Genomic DNA, 20570 nt, shown 5'->3' with positions numbered 1-20570 from the left:
AATGTTTTAAGCGATTTCAGCCGGAGAGTTCTGCGTTTTGGACTTTCGTCACTTCAGAATATGCTGACGGCATGTTATTGTCACTTCACCCGGTTTTCGAATGTGTTGACCAAGTCTTCCATCTCATGGGTTTTCACTCTGGCCATTAAGGATTCTACGGCCGTTTCTACCTTCTGCCCGTTAAATAATACTTGGTGAAGCGCTTCTGTGATCGGCATTTTCACCTGATATTTTTGAGACAGCTGATACGCAGCTTTCGTCGTCCGCACGCCTTCAACAACCATCCCCATCTTATCCAGGACAGCTTCCAGCTTGTATCCTTTGCCGAGCAGGTTGCCGGCGCGCCAGTTTCGGGAATGAACGCTTGTACACGTCACGATTAAATCGCCTACGCCGGTCAGGCCGGAAAAGGTGAGCGGATTTCCGCCCATCTTTGTGCCGAGTCTGGCGATTTCAGCAAGACCTCGGGTGATTAAGGCCGCTTTTGCATTATCTCCGTATCCCAATCCATCTGTAATCCCCGCTGCAAGAGCGATGATATTCTTTAACGCTCCCCCTATTTCAACACCGATCATATCCGGATTGGTATAGACGCGGAAATGCTGGTTCATGAATAAATCCTGAACCGCTTCTGCAGCCTTGATATTTTTTGAAGATGATGTAACAGTCGTCGGGTGTCTTAATCCGACTTCCTCAGCGTGGCTCGGCCCTGAAAGCACGACGATGTCTTTTCTGTACTCCTCAGGCAGCTCCTCTTCCATTAATTCTGAAATGCGGAGAAGCGAATCCGGCTCAATTCCCTTGCTGACATGAACAAAAATCGATTGTTTCGGGATGTACGGCAGAGCCTTTTTCAGCACTTCCCGAATGGCTTTTGTCGGAACTGCCACAATGATGAAGTCAGCTCCTTTTAAAGCCTCGCTTAAATCGGCTGTCCCGATGATAGAACTTGATAGCTCCACACCCGGCAGGTAATCTTTGTTTTCATGCAGTTCGTTGATTTGATCGATCAATTCGGCACGGTGTCCCCACATCATAACTTGATGTCCGTTATCAGCCAGCACTAAAGAAAGTGCAGTGCCCCAGCTTCCCGCTCCAAGCATTGCCACTTTTTTCATCTCTGTATCACACCTTTTTATTTTCTTGCTCTTGCAAATATTTTAATTGGCGTACCTTCAAATCCGAAAGCGTCCCGGATTCGGTTTTCTAAAAAGCGTTCATAAGAAAAATGCATCAGTTCCGGATCGTTGACAAAAACAACGAAGCTCGGCGGCTTAACAGCGACTTGAGTCGCATAATAAATTTTCAGACGGGAGCCGTTGTGCGTCGGAGTCGGATTCATGGCGACCGCATCCATGATGACATCATTTAAGACATTTGTCTGCACGCGGAGAGAGTGGTTTTCACTCGCTTTAATAATCGCAGGCATGAGTGTATGAATCCGCTTTGTCGTCAGTGCCGACATAAACAGCACCGGCGCATAATCGAGAAATTGGAAATGCTCCCGAATATTCTGTTCAAATTCTTTCATCGTGCGCTCGTCCTTATCAACGGCATCCCATTTGTTTACGATAATGACGACGGCTTTCCCGGCTTCATGGGCGTATCCGGCGATCCGCTTGTCCTGCTCAAGGATGCCTTCTTCTGCATTCAGCACAACGCCGACGACGTCTGAGCGGTCAATGGCTTTTAACGCCCGCAGCACACTGTATTTTTCTGTTGTTTCATATACTTTACCCTTTTTTCTCATTCCCGCCGTGTCAACGATTACAAATTCCTGCTGATTGTAAGTGAACGCCGTATCTACAGCGTCTCTAGTCGTTCCGGCTACGTTGCTCACGATAACCCGCTCTTCGCCGAGCATCGCATTGACAAGGGATGATTTTCCGACATTCGGGCGGCCGATCAGGCAGAATTGAACGACATCATCACTGTACTTCGTCTCCGGAATGTTTTTAAAATGCTCGGCACAAGCATCGAGCAAATCTCCCAATCCTAAACCGTGTGTGCCCGAAATCGGATACGGTTCTCCAAAGCCGAGCGCATAAAAGTCATAGATGTTCGCTCTCATTTCGGTATTATCTAATTTATTAACGGCTAATACGACCGGTTTTTTCGTCCGGTACAGTATTTTTGCCACTTCTTCATCCGCAGACGTCACACCTTCGCGGCCGTTCACCATAAAGATGATCACATCAGCCTCGTCCATGGCGATTTCAGCCTGCTGGCGGATCTGTGTCAGAAACGGTTCGTCTCCGATATCAATTCCGCCCGTATCAATCAGGTTAAAATCATAATTCAGCCATTCCGCCGAACTGTATATCCGGTCCCGCGTCACTCCGGGGGTATCTTCTACTATTGAAATTCTTTCACCCGCAATCCGGTTAAAGATTGTGGATTTTCCCACATTCGGTCTTCCGACAATGGCTACGACAGGTTTACCCATAGTACCCTTCCTTTCAATCCAGCCGCTTACATTTTCACAAAAAATTGTTCAACCGGTTATTAAAAATCATCTTCGCTATGAAAAGAACCCTTCAAACAGAAGGGCTTAACTCATTTATTATATCAGTTTTCACTGAGATCACAATGTATTCTTCAAAATGTTTCGCATTCATGTAACAGTCTCCGTCTGTTTTCAAGACATTTTTGTCGCTCCTTTGCCCTGCTTTTTGCTTTTTTGGCTGATGCGCGCCGCAAGCTGTTCATATGTAGTCAGCCCGACGAGAAGAATCACTCCCGCCGAACAGCCTGAAAGCCATTTATAATCACCGACGGCTGCTGCACCCGCAATGTTGCGGATGACCGCAGCATACAATAACTCCCCCTGGCACATGCCGAGAACAAAAAGACAAAGCCTCTCAGGGAATCGCCCCTCAACAGAAAGCGTAATAACGGTAAGCAGTATAACCGCCGCCCATTCAGGTTTTATGATAAACCAAACAGGGTCATATAATGCAAAAAGAAAAATAAAGCCGTATGCCGCAGACGCCGTCAGATGAATCACAATATGACGGAGCCGTTTATGCATGCCGAGGCTTCCCGCATAAACAAATGCCGCAGCAAAAAACATGACATATGCCGCGTTCAGCGTAAAATAAGCCGTTATCTGATGTATGCTTGCCATCATATTAGTCAAAATAAAGACTGATACGTAAAACCGGCTTTTTGTTTTGGCAAAAATAAAAGTCGCAAGTATCCATAAAAACCACATTGACCAGTAATAATAAAACGGTTCCATAATCGCTCCTCCTCTGACCAGTATGGAGCGGGAACGCATTTTTTAAACCAATTATGCCTGAAAGGAGCGGATAAGGATGGGAAAAGACAGACAGGAGAAAAAACTGAAAGCCTCCCGCCGGGTGGAATCTGATCGCGATGATTCGATTCACCATAAAGGAGCGACAAGCCTTGAGCAAAACGGGGAATTCCGAAAAAGAAAATCGTAAAAAACAGAAAAAGGCATGCGGGTTCGCATGCCTTTTAACGTCTGCTGAAACGGGACGTGTCAACTCCCCGTTCAGAAAGCCAGTGATGTGTGCCACCTTTTATGACCAAAGGCGCCTTTTGCAATTGGGCAACCGATTGGCATCCGAGGGCGGTCATAATCATTTTCAGCTCTTGTAAAAGCGCCGTCATCTCGTCAAACAGCCCCTCCTCTCCTTTGGAGGTGAGAGCTTTCAGGAAAGTGCCTGCCATTCCCGCGCCAGAAGCGCCGAGGGCAATCGATTTGGCGACATCCAGGGCACTTTGCAGCCCGCCGGATGCGATAATTGATTGATCAGCGGAGAGCGAGTGGATTTCCGCTAAGCTTGCGGCAGTGGAAATTCCCCACGTATTAAAAAATTGAAGCGCCTTCTCTCTGCGCATATTTTCAATCTTAGAGAAATTTGTACCGCCGTATCCGCCGGCATCAACTGCTGCCGCGCCGGCATCAAATAACTGCCGTGCCGATTCCCTGCTCATTCCGAAGCCGACTTCTTTGACAAAAACGGGAACTCCCGCTTCCGCCGCAATCCGCTCAATACGGCCGAGAGCGCCGGTAAAGCTTCTGTCTCCCTCTGGCATGACGATCTCCTGAATCACATTTAAATGAATCTGGAGGGCATCCGCTTGAATCATATCAATTGCCCTTTTCGCCTGCTCGGCATCCGCCTCGCTGCCTAAATTGGCAAATATCAGCCCGTCCGGATTCTCTTTTCTGACGATCTCGTAAGAATACCGTTCGGAGGGATCTTTTAAAGCCGACATTTGCGAACCGACAGCCAGCGGCATGCCGGCTTTGCGCGCGGCTCTTGCCAGCGATCTGTTAATTTCGTATGTAAGCTGTCCGCCGCCGCCTGTCATCGCATTGATAAAAATCGGCGAACTGCTTGTGAGTCCGCCGATTTTCGTTGATATATCCACTTTTTCCAATGCTAGGTTCGGTAGGCTGACATGAACAAACGTAATATCATCAAGCCCCGTTTCCCGGTTTTGACCGGTAGACAGCGCATGATTTATATGTTCTCTTTTTCGTTCTGCTCGTGTCACGTTTTATCACCAATTTATTTTAATTTATTAAGCTTGTCTCCGATTAAATCGCCAAGCTGGAAGCCGGTGCTCGGCTCTTCTTTCGCCTGGTATTGACGGAAGTCCTCCTGATCGGCTTTCGGCGCTTCTTCAAGCTCACGCATGCTTAAGGAAATGCGCTCTTCGCTTTCGTTCACGTCAAGCACTTTCACTTTAACAGTCTGTCCTTCTTCAAGCACTTCATGCGGCGTTCCGATATGTTTATTGGAAATTTGCGAAATGTGCACAAGTCCTTCCACGCCCGGAAGAATTTCAACGAAGGCGCCGAAGCTTACAAGGCGCTGCACTTTTCCTTCAAGCACATCTCCCTGTTTTACCTTTTCGCCGATCTGGCTCCAAGGTCCCGGCAGCGTTTCTTTAATAGATAAAGAAATACGCTCGTTATCGCGGTCTACGGACAGTACTTTCACTTTTACGTCCTGACCTTCTTCCACCACGTCAGACGGTTTTTCGACGTGTGAATGAGACAGCTGCGAAATATGAACAAGCCCGTCAATTCCGCCGATGTCGACAAATGCGCCGAAATCAGTCAGACGCTGCACTTTTCCTTCAAGCACGCTTCCAACTTCAAGCGTTTGGAGAAAATCATGCTTTTTGGCTGTCTGTTCTTTTTCCACTACAGCCCGGTGCGACAGAATCACCCGGTTTTTATCACGATCGAGTTCAACGACGATAAGAGAGAGGGTTTTCCCTTTATAGTCAGTGAAATCCTCGACGAAATGAGCTTCGACAAGTGATGCGGGAATGAAGCCGCGAACGCCGATATCAACGACGAGACCGCCTTTCACCACATCTTTCACTTCAGCTTCAAACACTTCTTTTGTGTCGAATTTTTTTTCAAGGTCTTCCCAAGCGCGGTCAGCATCAACGGCACGTTTAGATAAAATCAAAGCATCGTCTTCCACTTTTGTTACTTTCAGGTCAAGCTCGTCGTCAACTTTTACGACATCCGATGCTTTCTCTACATGAAGACTTGATAATTCACTGATTGGAATGATTCCGGACTGTTTGACATTGACAATTTCGACATCTACATGCTTGTCCTCTACCTTTGTCACAATCCCTTTTACTACATCTCCAACCTCTGGCACTTGAACATCAATTTGATTCATTTCCTCTGTCATTTGAATAACCTCCTTGGTCCAAACCTACACAGCTTAATTAATACGGTTTGAAAGCTGAACATGTGAATGTCCGCTTTTCAGCCGAATATGTATTAAAGAATCATCCAAAAAAGATTTTGAATGATCAATAAAAAGTTTTATTAGTATTAACTTCTAATAAAAGGACTGGTTTGTCAAGCAATAACATCTTGTCTTTTGAAAAAAATTAAAAAGCGCTCCGCCCGAAGTTAACGTGATTTCTGTTCGACGATCTCCAGAATTTTCCCTGCGACTTCGGCAATGCTGAATGACGTCGTATCGATTTCAATCGCGTCTTCCGCTTTGCGCAGCGGGGAAACTTCCCTCTCTGAATCGAGTTTGTCGCGTCTGGCAATTTCTTCAATGAGCGTCTCGTAATTCACGTCATAGCCTTTTTTCTTATTCTCTTCATATCGGCGCTTCGCTCTTTCCTCTACGGACGCGAGCAGAAAAATTTTCACTTCGGCATCAGGCAGCACGTGAGTACCGATATCACGGCCGTCCATGACGACACCGCCTTTTTGTCCGAGCTGCTGCTGTCTTTTAACCATTTCTTCTCTGACGCCTTTATGCTTGGCGGCGATGGATACTTGGTTGCTGACTTCGTCTTTTCGGATTTCTTCTGTCACATCTTCTCCGTTTACGAGAACGATTTGTCCTTCCGGAGCGGATACAAGCTCAATTTCCGTGCGCTTCAAAAGCTCTGTAAGCGCGGCTTCATCGGTTAAATCGGCATTCTGCTTGAGCGCCGTATATGTAATGGCACGATACATCGCCCCTGTATCAATGTACACATATGATTTTTTCTCAGCCACTATTTTAGCAACGGTGCTTTTTCCGGCAGCGGCCGGCCCGTCGATCGCAATTGATAATTTCTTGTCCATAATCTCTCTCCTTGCTCTTTACTCCTCTATGGATTGTATCATGAACTGCCGGAAAAGGGGCGAAAAAATTCAGCAGATTTACCGCTTTACCGTTTCAATCCATTCTTTTTTCTCCATTTTATCAACTCCCTCATATTTCACGGTTTTCGAAATATAAGGTTCAATAGGCTGATAATGAAGCAAAAACTGCACCGCGCCCAAAATGATAAGCTGAATGCAGACCAATTTGACCAGCAGACGTTCAAACGTTTTCATACACGCGCACCTCCATTAGGATTAGTATGGAAAAGTGCGCTGCTGTTTATTCCGACAGACTGTTTCTTCTCTGCTGCAGCTGCGCGCGCATACAATATTGGAGTAAAAGCTGCTGCGCTGCGGGGCCGATTTCTGTAAATTCAAGCGTCATTTTTTGTTTATCCGCCTTTTCATCATAAAAAATCCGCTGGGTAAGAGCCTCAGCCGTTATATCCGCCTCCTTTTCCTTGCCGGGAAGAGAAAATGAGACATACAGCTTTTCACCTGGTTCCGCGGAAATATGCTCAGGCATCACAACAGCGATTCCGCCGGCGCTGATATTAGAGGAAACCGTTTGGAAAGCGGTTTTTTTCGCTTCCATTTTGACAGATACATCCAATACTGCTTCTGCACGGACGTATCGGCGTCTTTGAATCCGCTTCATTTCCTTCTGAGGGGGGATGTCCAATCCGATCATCGGGATGGGTTCTTTTTTCTTTCCTTTGATTATGCTTTTAAATTGATACGGTACTTGGCCATTCCCCATAAATTCCGCTGTTATTTCCAATCCTTTATGCAAAAAGACCGTCCGTCCCGAATCCAGATCGACGGGATATGAGATATGGAGTTCGCCGTTTTCAACGCTTACTGCTTTGCTCCTCGCTTTTTTGGGCTCATTGTTCTCTATGTATTCAATCCAAATATAATCTCCGACAGCTATCATGGGCCTTCACTCTTTCATTATTTATGCTTTTATTAAAGCATGTAATGAAAAAAAGGAAAAGACTTTTAGTCCTTTCCTCCTTTATTTTTATAGGTCTTTATATATAGGCTCTGCACTTTTTAATTTTTCTATTTTTTCCTCTTTTCCGTCGTCCGCATTAATGAACATTTGATACGTGTCTTTCCCGATCGTCCCGAGCATTTCGTAGCAAAGCACTTCCTGACCGAGTTCATTCGTGATCAGCGCCTGCCGGGTCTCCCTCACTTCAACATTTTTATTCAGCTTCGCTTTCGCTTCATCAGCTGACAAAGCGGGAGCCGGAATCGTTCTCGTGCGGTGCGCCGCCAGGTAATCACGCGCGGAAAAACCGACGACTTCACCATCATCCAGCGCCACTTTCATTCGGATGGCTTCCGGATAAATGCGGACGTTTTTCTCCACGGGAATAAAAGAAAAGACGCCGATGTTATTATATTGCGCGCTTTCATCAATTTCGAGGCCTTTTGTTTCATATCCGTTTTTCTTTAAAAACGCGACGGCCCGGTTAGATGCTTCATTGAGGCTGATCTTTTGTTTCTTCACGCCCCGTTTTTGAATCAAATAGACAGGATGTCCCCCTTTTTGGGTAATATCCATATAGATAAAAGATTTGTGATCCGCGTCATTCATGCGGATACTGTATACATCCCGATTCGTCTTCCGGCCGCTTTTGACCACTTTAATGGAATAATTATGATCAGGCGCAAACCGTTCCGCGATTTTTACCGCTTCTTTTTCCGTAATTTGTTTTCCTTTCAGATGCGTAAAACCTTTTCGTTCTGTATTTGCGCTTGTAAACGTAGGGCTGGTACTGTCTTCAGAAAAAGCGCCTACATTTTTTTCGACTGTTTTAAAGCTGTCGACGATCGTATTATCGCTTTGTTTTTTGTCAGAGGCGAGCGCCATTTCAACATCCATCCACCGTAAATTTTTGCTCATGACGAGATGCTGAACGCTGCGGAGCTGGTTTTGAATGTTCTCCGCCTGTTTGTACAGGCTGTTCAGTGTTGTATATTCTTTCTTATCAAGCGGTTTTTGGTCTAAATCCCGGACGGATGTTTTATAGCTGAAATCTCCTATATTGGATAAAAACTCCTCCGTCTTATTAAAAGGCATGAGAGTCAGGGGCAGCTGGCTCACATTGTTATGTGCTTCAGATGTAATTCTCCATACATCAATGAGCGCCGGAGACAGAGATTTTTTACTGTTCATTGCAAGCGTCGTCCCGATTTTGTCGTGAAGCTGATCAACATGGTACGTCAGTTCATGAAAAGCCCTCTGATAATTATTTTCCGCGTGCAGAAGGACCGCATCTTTTTCCTGATGCTCTTTATATCCCCAGTATCCGGTTGCGGCGATCGCGACACCGAGAACAGCGATAATGATTCCTCTAATCATGTTAACACCTCATTTTGCGTACTTTTACTCACAGAAAATGTGCTTTCCGATTCTTTTAATCTGCGGACGTCCCCAAATCCATTTGCTTGTCGCCGTATCAGGATTGAAATAATAAAGCGCGTTTTCAGAAGGGTCCCATCCGTTGATCGCATCAAGAACCGCTTCTTTTGCTCTTTCATTCGGCTGCATGTATATTTGGCCGTCGGCAACGGCGGTAAACGCGAGCGGTTCGAAAATGACGCCGGCCACCGTATTCGGAAATAACGGGCTTTTAATACGGTTTAAAATAACCGCGGCGATGGCAACCTGTCCTTCAAACGGCTCACCGCGCGCTTCCCCGTACACAGCCTGCGCCAGAAGATTGATGTCGTTGTTTGAGAAACCGCCAGGCATATTGGCCGCTGTCGTATTTTGCTTTTGATTTGACTGACCGCCTGTATTGTTTTGCGGCTTTTGAGCAGGCTTATTCGTTCCCGCCGGCTTCTGCGCTCCGGCTCTCGGTTTTGTTTGGTTTTCCAATGGGACGTTGCCATAATGAGTGAACGTATTCCCTTTTTGGATCTGCTCCATTACATATTCACGGTAATATTTTGATTTTGAAATCAGCACCTGTTTGGTTTTCGCCCCGACGAGGCCGTCAACCGGCTTCATGCCGAATTTCTCCTGAAAATTTCTCACGGCCCAGTATGTGGTCCAGCCGTAAACACCATCGATTTTCCCGTTATAAAATCCGTTATATTGAAGACGGGCCTGCAATTCTATAACATCATCACCCGTCGCGCCTCTTTGAATCACTTGATTTGAAAACGCATGAACCGTTTCATGATGATCGAAGAAAGCGGCGGCGAAAGAAAATAGAATGAGACATGCCATAAAGGCTCCTTTGCACTTCATCTCTTCAAGCCTCCTACTGCAAAATTTAAAGTGTACCCGTATTGTCTGTCACGCGGATATTTTTATACACCGTTTCCTTCTTATCCCTCATCAAGGCATAAAAAAAGAAACCGCACGCGATGCGCGGTTTCTTCACACTTGGATCATATTGACGGAGCGTGCTTTTTTTGCCTTTCGCAGCCCGAACCACCATAAAAACAGCATAAACGGCAGCATATAATATACCCAATGATTGAGGGCGGTAAGAATAAAATCGTACGAACCGTGCAGACATGAAGGGACGGCCAGCGAAATCACAAGCCATTTGACACGGGCTTTTTTCTGCGAAAAGCGGGCTTTTCCGAGATAAAACCCCATAATCACTCCGATCAGCGCATGGCAGGAGACCGGCAGAAGCGCCCTTATGAAAGCATGCTCAACGCCGTGGCCGAATAAATACAGAATATTTTCAAGCGTGGCAAAGCCTAAAGACACACTGGCCCCGTAAACGATTCCGTCATAATGCTCATCAAAATGAGCATGCGGGTACACACTGATCATCAGAACGAACCATTTCACCGATTCTTCCAAAAATCCCGAAGACAAAAACGAAACGAAAAAGCTTCCTCCCCCCACATGCTCTTTTTCAAAAACATATTGGATAAACATGGTCGGAAACACAAGGACAACCCCGAGAAAAAAAGACCTCAGCACCATATGTACGGGTTCATTGTCATACTGATCTTTTAAATAAAAATAGCTTAACAGCGCAATGCCGGGAGCAATTCCTGCAGAGATGATTGCAAACATCAGGCAACCTCTTTCCTTTATATTCCTATATCTATGGTACCATGTTGTTCATATTTTTACATCTTTCAATTTTTTTAAAAAAGAGCATATGAATGATCATATGCTCTCTGCACCCAGCCGTTTTGATATTTCATTTGCGATCAAGCCGCCGTGAAAACGGCCGTTCTCGATAAAAATTTCATTGGCGTTATTTCCAGCCGCAATGACTCCGGCGATAAAAACACCGTCAACATTTGTTTCCATCGTTTCTTCCCGGAAAAACGGCCGGCCTGATTCCGCATCAATCCGCACACCGATTTTTTCGAGGAAACCGTGATCGGGATGGTATCCCGTCATGGCAAATACGAAATCGTTTTTCAGCCGGACCGTCTCATTTCGGCCGGAGCGGAAAATGATTTCATCTTCCGTCACTTCTTCAAGACAAGCGCCGAATTCCATCCGGATTGTGCCGTTTCTGACAAGGGCCTCAAACTCAGGCAGAATCCACGGCTTGATGCTCGGGGAGTACTCATGTCCTCTGTAGAGCACCGTGACGCGCGCACCGGACTTCACGAGTTCCAAAGCCGCGTCCACACTTGAGTTTTTCCCGCCGATCACAGCAACATCTTTATCAAAATAAGGATGGCCTTCTTTAAAGTAATGAAATACCTTAGGAAGCCCTTCACCCGGTATGTTCATATAATTTGGATGATCATAATATCCTGTCGCAATGATACAAAACGGAGTGAGGTAGCGGTCTTTTGACGTTTCTACAAGAAAACGGCCGTCTTCCTGTTTCGTTACGCGCTCCACCGTTTCAAAGGCGTTTACGCGCAGCTCTTTTCTTCTGACAACCTCTCTGTAATAAGAGAGAGCCTGTATTCGGACCGGTTTTCTGTTTTCCGTAATAAAGGCGATATCGCCGATCTCCAATTTTTCACTTGAACTGAAAAAAGTTTGGTGGGTCGGATAGTTATAAATGCTGTTTACGACATTCCCTTTTTCGATCACAAGCGCGTTCACGCCAATTTGCTTCAGATGTATAGCCGCCGATAATCCGCAAGGACCTCCGCCTATTATAATTGCTTTTTCTTCTGTCATGTCCTTCAACTCCTGCGATTGGCATTTCCATCATAAGTTTCCACTCATATAAAAAATCTCCTATATTATCATAGGAGATTTTTTTTGTTTATGCAAACGATTGGTTTATATCCAGCCTCTGAAACGCGAAGCCTCAGCCATTTTCCGCACGCCGACCATGTAAGCCGCAAGCCTCATGTCAATCCGGCGGTTTTGGGACATTTCATAAATATTATTAAACGATTTTATCATCATATTTTCCAGTTTTTCCTCGACTTCTTCTTCACTCCAGTAGAAGCCCTGGTTGTTTTGAACCCATTCGAAATAAGAAACCGTTACACCGCCGGCGCTCGCCAGAACATCGGGAACCAGCAGCGTTCCTTTGTCTGTCAGGATTTTCGTTCCTTCCAGTGTCGTCGGTCCGTTTGCCGCTTCTACCACAATTTTCGCTTTGATGCGGTCAGCGTTTTCTTCTGTAATTTGGTTTTCGATCGCCGCCGGGACAAGTATATCACAGTCCAGCTCAAGCAGCTCCTGATTCGTAATGGTGTCATTGAAAAGCTTCGTCACCGTTCCGAAGCTGTCTCTGCGGTCAAGCAGATAATCAATATCAAGACCGTCCGGATCGTAAAGGCCTCCGTACGCGTCAGAAATTCCGACAACTTTCGCGCCGGCGTCATGCATAAACTTGGCCAGATAGCTGCCCGCATTTCCGAAACCTTGTACGACGACGCGCGCGTTCTGAATATCGAGACCTTTTTTCTTGGCCGCTTCTTTTATGCAGATGGTGACGCCTTTTGCCGTCGCTGATTCCCTGCCGTGGGATCCGCCGAGTACAAGCGGTTTTCCCGTAATAAAGCCGGGTGAGTTAAATTCATCAATTCTTGAATATTCATCCATCATCCAAGCCATAATCTGTGAGTTTGTAAATACGTCAGGTGCCGGGACGTCTTTAGTCGGTCCGACAATCTGACTGATTGCTCTTACATATCCCCTGCTCAGCCTTTCAAGCTCTCTGAATGACATATTTCTCGGATCACAAACAATTCCGCCTTTACCACCGCCATAAGGAAGATCAATAATTCCGCATTTTAAACTCATCCAGATGGAAAGTGCTTTCACCTCTTTTTCAGTTACATTCGGGTGAAAACGAATGCCGCCTTTTGTCGGACCTACGGAATCATTGTGCTGCGCACGATAGCCTGTAAATATTTTCACAGACCCGTCATCCATCCGAACAGGAATTTTAACCGTTAATAATCTGAGCGGCTCTTTCAGCAGTTCATACACTTCTTCTGGATACCCCAATTTTTCCAGAGCTTTATGTATTACGGTTTGGGTTGATTTTAATACATCATGTTTGTCTTCTTCATTATGACCGGTGAATCGATCGGCTGCCATTTGAGTTAACCTCCTAAAATCTTCTGTTTCTCTCATGCTCCCTTTCAGTGACTAGTATACACCTTCAATATCTCCGTGCATAGAAGAAAGACAATGATTTTTCCATTATTTCGCTTAAAAAAAGACGGCCGCTGAAAACAGCTGCCGTTTCAAATCTTTTTTATGAAAAATGTTTCTGGATGGTCTCCACAGCATTGCCGTCCATGATGAGTTTTCCGTACTCATGGAGCCTGTAAATCGTAATCGTCGCCGGGTGTCCGTATTCAGCCAGCACCGCGATGACACCTTCGGCGGAACGGGAGCCGAGGTCTTCAAGGCTTACATAGTATTGGTTCTCATAGTGGTAGACGGTGCCGCCGGTAATCCCGATTCGGTGAAGGCTTCCGGCTAGCTGAATGATATCTTCAAACGAATGGAACTGATAAATAATATCCGGGCTTTCGTCAAGTTTGACCTGCATCTCGATATAATCATCGTCATATTCGTCATCTTCTGCGTCCGCGTCATGATTTTTCGTTACAATCACAACCATACCTTGTGCCTGAAGAGAATATACTTCCACCGCGATCGGACCATTCGCTTCAAAGCCGAGCTCTGTATTTGCTTCATTCATCATATCTTTAAATAACTGGTGGACTTTAAACGAGTCCTTCCAGAGGTCTTCTTTTGTCAGTCCCCGATCAGTCAGATCGTCGAGGGTTAAAAAGATTTTAATCTTATTATAGTTCAGACGCTCAAGCCGCATAATGTTCCCTCCTGCCTCTTCTTGCACACAAATCATATAACACAGTATATGAATAAATGAGTCATAGGTTCTTAATTTGTTATCAGTTTACACCGTGTACAGCGGGAAGACAAGCAGAATGCCGTTTTTTATCACCGCGGCCGGGTTTGTTTCAGGAAAACGGCTCATCCGGTCCGCACAGCGTAATCATATGCGTCTCCGGCTTCGCCCCGAGCCTCAGCGGAACTTTTGTCGTCCCGTAGCCGTTGCTGATCAGGTAATGCGCTTTTTTTACCGTTCCCGTCCCGCCCAATTCATACGGCCCGAACCGGCCGAAACGGATTTGGCCGCCATGCGTATGGCCGCTGAACACAGCGTCAATCCCGTCTGACTCCCTCATCTGCTCATGGATGTCAGGATTATGGCAAAGCAGGAGGTTTACTTTGTCAGCATCCGTATATCTGATTGCAGATTCGTAATCATCCATCATCATTCTGATATCATCCACCCCGCAGATCGTAACGGTTTCCCCTTTATAAGCAAACTGAACCGATTCATTTCTCAGCGGAATCACTTTGTATGCCCGTAAAAGTGAGAGCAATTTTTGCTGGCTGACCTCGTAATCATTATTTCCCCACACATAAATGACAGGCGCGAGAGCCGTCAGACGTTTGATGTTTTCTTCAATTCTGGCGTAAGGAACTCCGCCCTCCGCCAAATCACCGCCGAGCAAAACGGCATCCGGCTTATAAACTGCCGCTTCGCGGAGAAGCTTTTCATCAATTAAACGGCGGTGCACGTCAGATATAAAGAAGATGGTGAGCGGCTTCATCCCTTTCATTTTATCAAGCGTAAATGTATGTGTTTTCAAATGGCTGCCGTTTGCCGTTTTGTACATGACGGCCGCCATAACCGCAGCCGCTCCCGCCAATGTGCCGAGAATTCCCGCTGTAAGCTTCATAAACGCACTCTCCATTCTGTCATTGTCTTACATTAGACGGACAAACAAAAAAAGACGTTTCTATCCTTTCCGGAAAACGCCTCATTTTATTTGCTTTCAAAATAAAGATTGATATCATACCGATGTTTCATCAAGTGAAAAACAGATTCTCTCGCCCTCCATTTTTCAGGCTGGGGCCATAAATCCGTGCTTTTTTGGATAATTTCACATCTCAGTTTATGAAATTCACCCTCAGCTTTTTCTTCCTTTTTTTTAAAATAATAAGAAGTGCAGTACGCAAAAGCGGAAGCCATAATCCAGCACAAATAAACCGTATGGCCTAATATTTCCTGCAGAATCAGCTGCGGAGAGGCTTGGGGGGCATTAAAGCTTTTAAACATCAGCAGTATACACATCAGGGAAAAACAAACGAGGGACGCCCACTGCCATCTTCGGCATTGTGCGGCATAATTTTCGTATTTTAATTTCCGTTTCACCAGCGCCTGAAGCATTTGTTTCGTCGGTCCGTCAGCAAATCGGTCTAATTGCTTCCATAAAGAATCCATGCGCTTCACACCTTGTCCGTTTTCATTGGTACACTATATGAAAAACACGGTGAAAACATGCATTTATTTTAATCAGACAGCGGAATGTTCAGAACCTGGCCGGTGTACACGTCGTTTCCGTTTAATCCGTTGTAGCTGCGGATTTTCTCTTCGCCCGCCCGGCTTTTATAATATTTCATTGAAATACGGTAAAGCGTTTCTTTCGGCTGTACAGTATGCTGTACGGTCCGCACTTTTTTCGGGACAGTCCCGGCTTGATCACTCGCGGCAGCCGGAGCCGCTTTTTCACGGACAGCCGGCGGAGACTGCTGTTTTGTCTCCGCGTATTCGGTGTCTGTCGGCTTTACTTGTTTTTCTGAGGGTGTTTCCGTTTTTTCAGGTGTTTTTTCACTTGGTTTTTCTTTTGTTTTTTCAGATGCAGCCGCTTCTTTCTTATCTTTGTCGTCAGACTTTTTTTTCGGTTGTTCTAAAAGAGCGGTTTCTGACGTTTCTTTCTGAGCGCCTTTCGGAATAACGGCAGGCGCGCTTTCACTGTGGTCAATGAAGACATCTTCATAGTCCTTCGGGTCAAATCTGCTGCTGTTCGTCATATAAAGAAGACCGAAAAAGACACCGATTGTTACGATAATGAACAGGACGGTCAGAAAAGTGAACAGCGGCGTTTTTGTTTTGGTTTTTTCCTTCACCTGCTCTTCCTTTTTTTTACGCTCCTCTTTTACAGATTGTCTTGTCGGGAGGCTGTCTTCAAGATATTCAATTTGTTCATCCGCGGCCGCGGCAACCTGCTGCTCGGCACGCAGCTGAGCTTTTCTTCTTTCAACTCTTGACATTTCCGTCATAGAAACCCCTCCTAACATATTGAAAACGGATCTGACAGGCAAATACCGCATCAATAATAAAATGCGCTGTAACCGGAACGAATAAATTGCCGGTCCATTCATAGATAAGCCCCAGCAAAAGACTGATGCCCGCAACCATCATAAACAGAAGCCACTTCGCCAAGTATCTGAAATGAAGCACGGTAAAAATGAAGCTGGCGGCCCATAAGCCGATATGTGTCTGCAGAACGCCTCTGAACAAAATCTCTTCGCTGAACGAAATGAGAAGCGTCAAAAACAAAATGTGCAGAACCGGCCTGTTCTTAAAAAGCAATACATTAATGCCGCCGTCATCATATAAATGCGAAGGACACCATTTCATCACCGCCAGATCGGCAAAAATGACAAGGACGGCAAGAGTTACACCGTACCATATGATATTATCGTCACGTATATGCCACAGCTTTAAAAAATCGTGAATGTCGGTGAAAAAGAAAAAGCCGATAACAGCTGAAACCGCCAATATGAGCAATTGGGTGGCATACAGCTGTATCACAATCTCCCGGTCTGAGAGCTGCTGGATCAATTCGCTTTGCCGTCTCAGCTGAACTCACCCGCAGACTCTGAACCGAAAATCCGGCCTAATTCCAGCTTCCAATCTTCAAACCGTTCCATGTTTTTCCGTTCTCCTTTTTGCTCGTATGGAGCCAGATCAAGGCCGCAGCTGCTGCAGCATTGTCCGGTTTGACCTTCAGGCTCATACGATTCATCAAAATAAGACAGCAGCGCTTCTCTTATACATTCTTTCCGCTCTAATAACGCCGAAAAACGGTTCATTTTACGCAGCTTCTTTTCCATGCGGTATGTCAGTTCTTCCTGCAGCTGCTCTTTTGTGGTTTTTCCTTGCAGATACAGGTGGACGGCCGTTCGCGCCTGTGTTTCCTGAACACCCTTATTGATCAGAACGTCCCGAAGCTTTCGCTCATCACCCGTACCGGCATCCCGTATGACGGCCAGAATGCCTTCCAGATCATAATCAGACAGGCTTTCTGTCTGAATAATCTGCTGCTGAAGCTCGGTATCGCCGGGCGCCCTCAGCAAAATACTGACACTCGGGCTGCCGTCGCGTCCCGCTCTGCCGATTTCCTGCATAAAGGCCTCGGCCGTTTGGGGAGGATAAAAGTGAATGACAAAGCGGATATCTGACTTATCCACACCCATGCCGAACGCATTGGTACAGCAGATGCAATCAAGCTGGTTATGGATAAATTGCTGCTGGATCAAGATTCTGTCCCCTGTATCCATTCCGCCGTGATAATAATCCGTCCGCTTTCCCGTTTTTTCATTCAGCTCAGCCGCAAGCTCTTCCGCCCATTTTCTGGTCGGACAATATATGATACCCGGCCCTTCAAGCTTTTCGGCAAGCTCCGTGAGCCTGCTTATTTTTTCGGCATTATCAGCCAAATGTTCTGCCGCCAGGAGAATATTCGGCCGGTTGACTGAATAAAGATGACGCACAGCATGCTCAAGTCCGAGCACATCCGTCACGTCTCTGAGCGTTTCTTTTGTCGCTGTTGCGGTCAGCGCCAATACAGGCGGCTTTCCGAGTGCCTGTCTGAAAGGCCCGAGCTTCGAATAATCAGGCCTGAAATCATGTCCCCATTCTGATATGCAATGAGCCTCATCAATAACAAATAAACTGACCGGAACGTTTTTCAAACGGTTCAGTACATAAGGTGAAGAAAGGGCTTCAGGAGACATATAGAGAAATTTATACCGGCTGATGTTGCTGAGAATAAAATGCCGCTCTGCGGAATTCAGCATGCTGTTTAATGCCGCAACCCGCTTTTCTCCTTTTGCTTTCAGCTGCTGCACCTGATCTTCCATTAATGAAAGAAGCGGTGAAATAATCAGCACCAGCCCGTCCATCATGTAACCCGGGAGCTGATAGCATAATGATTTCCCCCCGCCGGTCGGAAGCATGGCGATCGTATCCTTTTTTTGGAGCACGCTAGTCATAATCTCTTCCTGCCCTTTTTTAAAGGAATGCAAACCAAAATACCTGGATAAAGCTTTATGCAGCTCAGTCATGCTGATTCACCGTCTTTGCCAGCGCCAGCCTGATCTGGAAATAGCTGAAGCGCATCTGCATTCCTTCGCGAATCCGTTTAATTTTATTCGTTTGATGCTGTTTTGCAAATGCCGTTATCATACGCTGTTCCTCTTCAGAAAGATACTGTTCTATAAAAAATGCAGGCTGATGCAATGATATTTCTACGATATGGTCTTCGATTGTGGCGGTTTTTAAATTTCTGACCGCGGCGATCCGTTCAATCGGAAACCCTTTTTCCAACAGCTCAAAGGTTTTTCTGGCAGACTGTGTCAGCGCGCTTTCCGCCTGCAGATCGGACAACAGCTCGCGCAGAGCGGGATATGCACATTGCGGAAGCGATTGAATAACATAATGTACCGCTCCCCAAAACTGGACGGACACATACCATTCATCTTCGTTCAGCTGGAGAGCGAGCTGCTTATTCGTTTTGCCGATTCTGTTGAATGAAGTTAAAGAATAGACAAAAATAAGCGCCTGCCGTTCACTTACGCCTTGCAGAAGCTGAAACAGCGCGTCATGCATTTGGATGGAAAGCTCTTTAGCATCTCTGTTTTTCCGCATGAACCGTTTGACCCATCTCAGCGTCTGCACATCGTTGGTAACCGGGATATATTGACTGCATTGATGCTCTTTGTTTGACAGGACTTGAATGAGCAGGGAAAGCCGCCTCCACAGAGTGACGGCAGGCGTTTGATAATTCGCGCCGTGGCAGTGCTTCGGCCAAGGCCGCTCGGCAAACGCCAGTTCAAGCCTTTGAACGCCGCGCGCAGTCACTTTCCACGTTCCCTCTTCTTTTCCGGCTGTAATGTATGAGTTCTCGGTGAGTTTATGCAAAGAAGCAGCAATATCGCCGCGTTCACACTGTGAAGCCATGCCGAAATATTTAGCGATCTGAAATAAGCCGGCATCCTGAATGGTTTGAGACGACTTTTTTCCTTTTAATAAATGAAACACAGCACTCGGAGTCCGTTCGCCGTCTATTTTGTCCAGACAGTCGAGAACCACGGTATCAAAGTAGTTTATCGCCAATCTAAACACACCTACATTTCTTTTGTGACAAGTTTCGTTTTTTGGTTCTTTTTATTTTAACAGATTTTCATATAAATTTGACGTTTAAAGTCATCTTTTAGGGGGAAGTGCTAAAGAGAATCCCTTATGTGATAAGCATTCTCAATCATTTTTCTGTTGAAATTTGACACTAACATCATTACAATAAGTAAGAGGAATAGGTGTTATATTTAAAAATATATAAGGTAAACCATTTGTTCCAACACGAACAATCTGGGAGGTTTTATTCATGGCAAAGTACACAATTGTAGATAAAGATACGTGTATTGCATGCGGCGCCTGCGGAGCTGCGGCACCAGACATTTATGATTATGATGATGAAGGCATTGCGTTCGTTACGCTTGACGAAAATAAAGGTGTCGTCGAAGTTCCGGAAGTTCTGGAAGAAGATATGATTGACGCATTTGAAGGATGCCCTACTGATTCAATCAAAGTTGCGGATGAACCGTTCGAAGGCGACCCGCTGAAATACGAATAAAAAAGCCCTCCCCGTGAGAGGAGCTTTTTCGTCCTGAATAAGACTCCGGCTGTTATCGGCCGGAGTCTTATTTTTTTGCAGATCACCACAAACAAAAAAAGCGTCCGGCTGTTCTTCACAGAGCGGACGCTTTAAGCCTTTATTGTGTTTGGATGCTGCGTTTTTGTTCAATCCAAGGTTTCAGCTTCGTAAAGATGAACGTAAAGACGATGGTGATGATAATGCCTTTTACAATGTTAAACGGCAGAATTCCTGCGACAACCGCCGTTTTCAACTGGCTGTTTGACAATGCCGGTGAATGTAAAAACCAAGTATACGCGGGCAGGATAAGAATATAGTTCAAAATACTCATCAGCACGGTCATCGCCGCGGTTCCGGCCAGCAGGCTCACTGCAAGCCCTTTTGCAGAATTGAGCTTTTTAAACATAAACGCCGTCGGCAGAATAAACAGCGTTCCCGCGATAAAATTGGCTGCCTGCCCGACAGGCACGCCGGCCATGCTTCCTTGAATGATATACTGCAGTATATTTTTAATCGCTTCAACCGCAATCCCCGCCGCAGGCCCGTAAACCAAAATGGCGATAATTGCAGGAACGTCACTGAAATCAATTTTCAAGTAATCCGGCAGCCCCGGAAACGGGAAATTTAACAGCATAAGCACAAACGCAATACTGCTAAGCATACTGATGACAACTAATTTTTTTACTTTCACAATGCTCTCTCCTTT

The 20570-nt window shown here is 45.8% G+C and carries 23 protein-coding genes; 2 read left to right on the top strand and 21 right to left on the bottom strand.

Annotated features, from left to right (window positions below; translation table 11 throughout):
* Positions 1 to 80 precede the first annotated feature (80 nt).
* The 3 genes from ACWJJ4_RS08680 to ACWJJ4_RS08670 form a co-directional block, all read right to left on the bottom strand.
* Entirely contained in the window at positions 81 to 1118 is a 1038-nt protein-coding gene (locus tag ACWJJ4_RS08680) for an NAD(P)H-dependent glycerol-3-phosphate dehydrogenase (protein ID WP_003153434.1), read from the bottom strand.
* Between the two features lie 17 nt (positions 1119 to 1135).
* Positions 1136 to 2446 carry a ribosome biogenesis GTPase Der gene (der, locus tag ACWJJ4_RS08675; protein WP_003153433.1) on the bottom strand — a complete coding sequence of 437 codons (1311 nt, stop codon included), beginning with the start codon at positions 2444 to 2446 and terminating at the stop codon, positions 1136 to 1138.
* Between the two features lie 192 nt (positions 2447 to 2638).
* Positions 2639 to 3241: a YphA family membrane protein gene (locus tag ACWJJ4_RS08670; RefSeq protein ID WP_017418044.1), complete on the bottom strand. Its 603-nt coding sequence runs from the start codon at positions 3239 to 3241 to the stop codon at positions 2639 to 2641.
* A 76-nt stretch (positions 3242 to 3317) separates the two neighbouring features.
* Here ACWJJ4_RS08670 and ACWJJ4_RS08665 point away from each other — a divergent pair, with 76 nt between their 5' ends.
* Positions 3318 to 3449, top strand: coding sequence for a YpzI family protein (locus ACWJJ4_RS08665; RefSeq protein WP_003153429.1), 132 nt, complete (start codon positions 3318 to 3320; stop codon positions 3447 to 3449).
* Positions 3450 to 3483: 34 nt separating this feature from the next.
* On the opposite strand, the gene fni is transcribed toward ACWJJ4_RS08665, so the two are convergent.
* The 17 genes from fni to ACWJJ4_RS08580 form a co-directional block, all read right to left on the bottom strand.
* Entirely contained in the window at positions 3484 to 4533 is a 1050-nt protein-coding gene (gene fni, locus ACWJJ4_RS08660; protein ID WP_229154224.1) for a type 2 isopentenyl-diphosphate Delta-isomerase, read from the bottom strand.
* A gap of 14 nt (positions 4534 to 4547) precedes the next feature.
* Positions 4548 to 5696: a 30S ribosomal protein S1 gene (gene rpsA, locus ACWJJ4_RS08655; protein ID WP_003153426.1), complete on the bottom strand. Its 1149-nt coding sequence runs from the start codon at positions 5694 to 5696 to the stop codon at positions 4548 to 4550.
* 227 nt (positions 5697 to 5923) lie between these two features.
* On the bottom strand, positions 5924 to 6598 hold the full coding sequence (cmk, locus tag ACWJJ4_RS08650; RefSeq protein WP_326375383.1) for a (d)CMP kinase: 675 nt from the start codon (positions 6596 to 6598) through the stop codon (positions 5924 to 5926).
* A gap of 78 nt (positions 6599 to 6676) precedes the next feature.
* Positions 6677 to 6853 carry a YpfB family protein gene (locus ACWJJ4_RS08645; RefSeq protein WP_367069071.1) on the bottom strand — a complete coding sequence of 59 codons (177 nt, stop codon included), beginning with the start codon at positions 6851 to 6853 and terminating at the stop codon, positions 6677 to 6679.
* 46 nt (positions 6854 to 6899) lie between these two features.
* Positions 6900 to 7556, bottom strand: coding sequence for a flagellar brake protein (locus ACWJJ4_RS08640; protein WP_077722530.1), 657 nt, complete (start codon positions 7554 to 7556; stop codon positions 6900 to 6902).
* Between the two features lie 87 nt (positions 7557 to 7643).
* Positions 7644 to 8993 (bottom strand): germination protein YpeB, encoded by a 1350-nt coding sequence (gene ypeB / locus ACWJJ4_RS08635; protein ID WP_014305318.1) that lies wholly within the window; start codon positions 8991 to 8993, stop codon positions 7644 to 7646.
* Positions 8994 to 9017: 24 nt separating this feature from the next.
* Positions 9018 to 9887 carry a spore cortex-lytic enzyme gene (gene sleB / locus ACWJJ4_RS08630; protein ID WP_015388061.1) on the bottom strand — a complete coding sequence of 290 codons (870 nt, stop codon included), beginning with the start codon at positions 9885 to 9887 and terminating at the stop codon, positions 9018 to 9020.
* Positions 9888 to 10019: 132 nt separating this feature from the next.
* Positions 10020 to 10676, bottom strand: coding sequence for a glutamic-type intramembrane protease PrsW (prsW, locus tag ACWJJ4_RS08625; RefSeq protein ID WP_070082044.1), 657 nt, complete (start codon positions 10674 to 10676; stop codon positions 10020 to 10022).
* A gap of 96 nt (positions 10677 to 10772) precedes the next feature.
* A complete protein-coding gene (locus tag ACWJJ4_RS08620) occupies positions 10773 to 11756 on the bottom strand; it encodes a YpdA family putative bacillithiol disulfide reductase (protein ID WP_165409623.1) in 984 nt (327 codons plus the stop codon).
* 105 nt (positions 11757 to 11861) lie between these two features.
* The gene (gene gudB / locus ACWJJ4_RS08615) at positions 11862 to 13136 is read right to left on the bottom strand and encodes an NAD-specific glutamate dehydrogenase (protein WP_003153413.1); all 1275 of its coding nucleotides are present in this window, start codon (positions 13134 to 13136) and stop codon (positions 11862 to 11864) included.
* Between the two features lie 160 nt (positions 13137 to 13296).
* Positions 13297 to 13881: a genetic competence negative regulator gene (locus tag ACWJJ4_RS08610; protein ID WP_003153412.1), complete on the bottom strand. Its 585-nt coding sequence runs from the start codon at positions 13879 to 13881 to the stop codon at positions 13297 to 13299.
* Between the two features lie 151 nt (positions 13882 to 14032).
* A complete protein-coding gene (locus tag ACWJJ4_RS08605; RefSeq protein ID WP_017418049.1) occupies positions 14033 to 14821 on the bottom strand; it encodes a metallophosphoesterase in 789 nt (262 codons plus the stop codon).
* An 86-nt stretch (positions 14822 to 14907) separates the two neighbouring features.
* Positions 14908 to 15366 carry a YpbF family protein gene (locus tag ACWJJ4_RS08600; protein ID WP_007409443.1) on the bottom strand — a complete coding sequence of 153 codons (459 nt, stop codon included), beginning with the start codon at positions 15364 to 15366 and terminating at the stop codon, positions 14908 to 14910.
* A gap of 68 nt (positions 15367 to 15434) precedes the next feature.
* The gene (locus ACWJJ4_RS08595) at positions 15435 to 16205 is read right to left on the bottom strand and encodes a LysM peptidoglycan-binding domain-containing protein (RefSeq protein ID WP_071391679.1); all 771 of its coding nucleotides are present in this window, start codon (positions 16203 to 16205) and stop codon (positions 15435 to 15437) included.
* Complete coding sequence (locus ACWJJ4_RS08590) at positions 16183 to 16770, bottom strand: CPBP family intramembrane glutamic endopeptidase (RefSeq protein ID WP_071391678.1); 588 nt, start codon at positions 16768 to 16770, stop codon at positions 16183 to 16185. The genes ACWJJ4_RS08595 and ACWJJ4_RS08590 overlap by 23 nt, the downstream gene beginning before the upstream one ends.
* A 14-nt stretch (positions 16771 to 16784) precedes the next feature.
* A complete protein-coding gene (locus tag ACWJJ4_RS08585) occupies positions 16785 to 18275 on the bottom strand; it encodes a RecQ family ATP-dependent DNA helicase (protein WP_454021574.1) in 1491 nt (496 codons plus the stop codon).
* On the bottom strand, positions 18268 to 19326 hold the full coding sequence (locus ACWJJ4_RS08580; RefSeq protein ID WP_454021573.1) for a helix-turn-helix domain-containing protein: 1059 nt from the start codon (positions 19324 to 19326) through the stop codon (positions 18268 to 18270). Before ACWJJ4_RS08580 ends, ACWJJ4_RS08585 begins: the two co-directional genes overlap by 8 nt.
* Before the next feature lie 268 nt (positions 19327 to 19594).
* Between ACWJJ4_RS08580 and ACWJJ4_RS08575 the strand changes: the two genes are divergently transcribed.
* Entirely contained in the window at positions 19595 to 19843 is a 249-nt protein-coding gene (locus tag ACWJJ4_RS08575; protein WP_003153403.1) for a ferredoxin, read from the top strand.
* A 139-nt stretch (positions 19844 to 19982) separates the two neighbouring features.
* Here the strand turns inward: ACWJJ4_RS08575 and ACWJJ4_RS08570 are convergent, their stop codons facing one another.
* A complete protein-coding gene (locus ACWJJ4_RS08570; RefSeq protein WP_003153402.1) occupies positions 19983 to 20555 on the bottom strand; it encodes an ECF transporter S component in 573 nt (190 codons plus the stop codon).
* Between the last annotated feature and the right edge of the window lie 15 nt (positions 20556 to 20570).

It is taken from the genome of Bacillus sp. JK62 (assembly GCF_053663455.1).
Note: the sequence above shows the minus strand (reverse complement) of the source record. Positions and strands in the feature narration are given on the sequence as shown.

Bases quoted from the DNA above. Each gene is read 5' to 3' on its own strand.
- ACWJJ4_RS08680 (WP_003153434.1), bottom strand. From the start codon at position 1,118: ATGAAAAAAGTGGCAATGCTTGGAGCGGGAAGCTGGGGCACTGCACTT.
- der (WP_003153433.1), bottom strand. From the start codon at position 2,446: ATGGGTAAACCTGTCGTAGCCATTGTCGGAAGACCGAATGTGGGAAAA.
- ACWJJ4_RS08670 (WP_017418044.1), bottom strand. From the start codon at position 3,241: ATGGAACCGTTTTATTATTACTGGTCAATGTGGTTTTTATGGATACTT.
- ACWJJ4_RS08665 (WP_003153429.1), top strand. From the start codon at position 3,318: ATGGGAAAAGACAGACAGGAGAAAAAACTGAAAGCCTCCCGCCGGGTG.
- rpsA (WP_003153426.1), bottom strand. From the start codon at position 5,696: ATGACAGAGGAAATGAATCAAATTGATGTTCAAGTGCCAGAGGTTGGA.
- cmk (WP_326375383.1), bottom strand. From the start codon at position 6,598: ATGGACAAGAAATTATCAATTGCGATCGACGGGCCGGCCGCTGCCGGA.
- ACWJJ4_RS08645 (WP_367069071.1), bottom strand. From the start codon at position 6,853: ATGAAAACGTTTGAACGTCTGCTGGTCAAATTGGTCTGCATTCAGCTT.
- ACWJJ4_RS08640 (WP_077722530.1), bottom strand. From the start codon at position 7,556: ATGATAGCTGTCGGAGATTATATTTGGATTGAATACATAGAGAACAAT.
- ypeB (WP_014305318.1), bottom strand. From the start codon at position 8,993: ATGATTAGAGGAATCATTATCGCTGTTCTCGGTGTCGCGATCGCCGCA.
- sleB (WP_015388061.1), bottom strand. From the start codon at position 9,887: ATGAAGTGCAAAGGAGCCTTTATGGCATGTCTCATTCTATTTTCTTTC.
- prsW (WP_070082044.1), bottom strand. From the start codon at position 10,676: ATGTTTGCAATCATCTCTGCAGGAATTGCTCCCGGCATTGCGCTGTTA.
- ACWJJ4_RS08620 (WP_165409623.1), bottom strand. From the start codon at position 11,756: ATGACAGAAGAAAAAGCAATTATAATAGGCGGAGGTCCTTGCGGATTA.
- gudB (WP_003153413.1), bottom strand. From the start codon at position 13,136: ATGGCAGCCGATCGATTCACCGGTCATAATGAAGAAGACAAACATGAT.
- ACWJJ4_RS08610 (WP_003153412.1), bottom strand. From the start codon at position 13,881: ATGCGGCTTGAGCGTCTGAACTATAATAAGATTAAAATCTTTTTAACC.
- ACWJJ4_RS08605 (WP_017418049.1), bottom strand. From the start codon at position 14,821: ATGAAGCTTACAGCGGGAATTCTCGGCACATTGGCGGGAGCGGCTGCG.
- ACWJJ4_RS08600 (WP_007409443.1), bottom strand. From the start codon at position 15,366: ATGGATTCTTTATGGAAGCAATTAGACCGATTTGCTGACGGACCGACG.
- ACWJJ4_RS08595 (WP_071391679.1), bottom strand. From the start codon at position 16,205: ATGACGGAAATGTCAAGAGTTGAAAGAAGAAAAGCTCAGCTGCGTGCC.
- ACWJJ4_RS08585 (WP_454021574.1), bottom strand. From the start codon at position 18,275: ATGACTGAGCTGCATAAAGCTTTATCCAGGTATTTTGGTTTGCATTCC.
- ACWJJ4_RS08575 (WP_003153403.1), top strand. From the start codon at position 19,595: ATGGCAAAGTACACAATTGTAGATAAAGATACGTGTATTGCATGCGGC.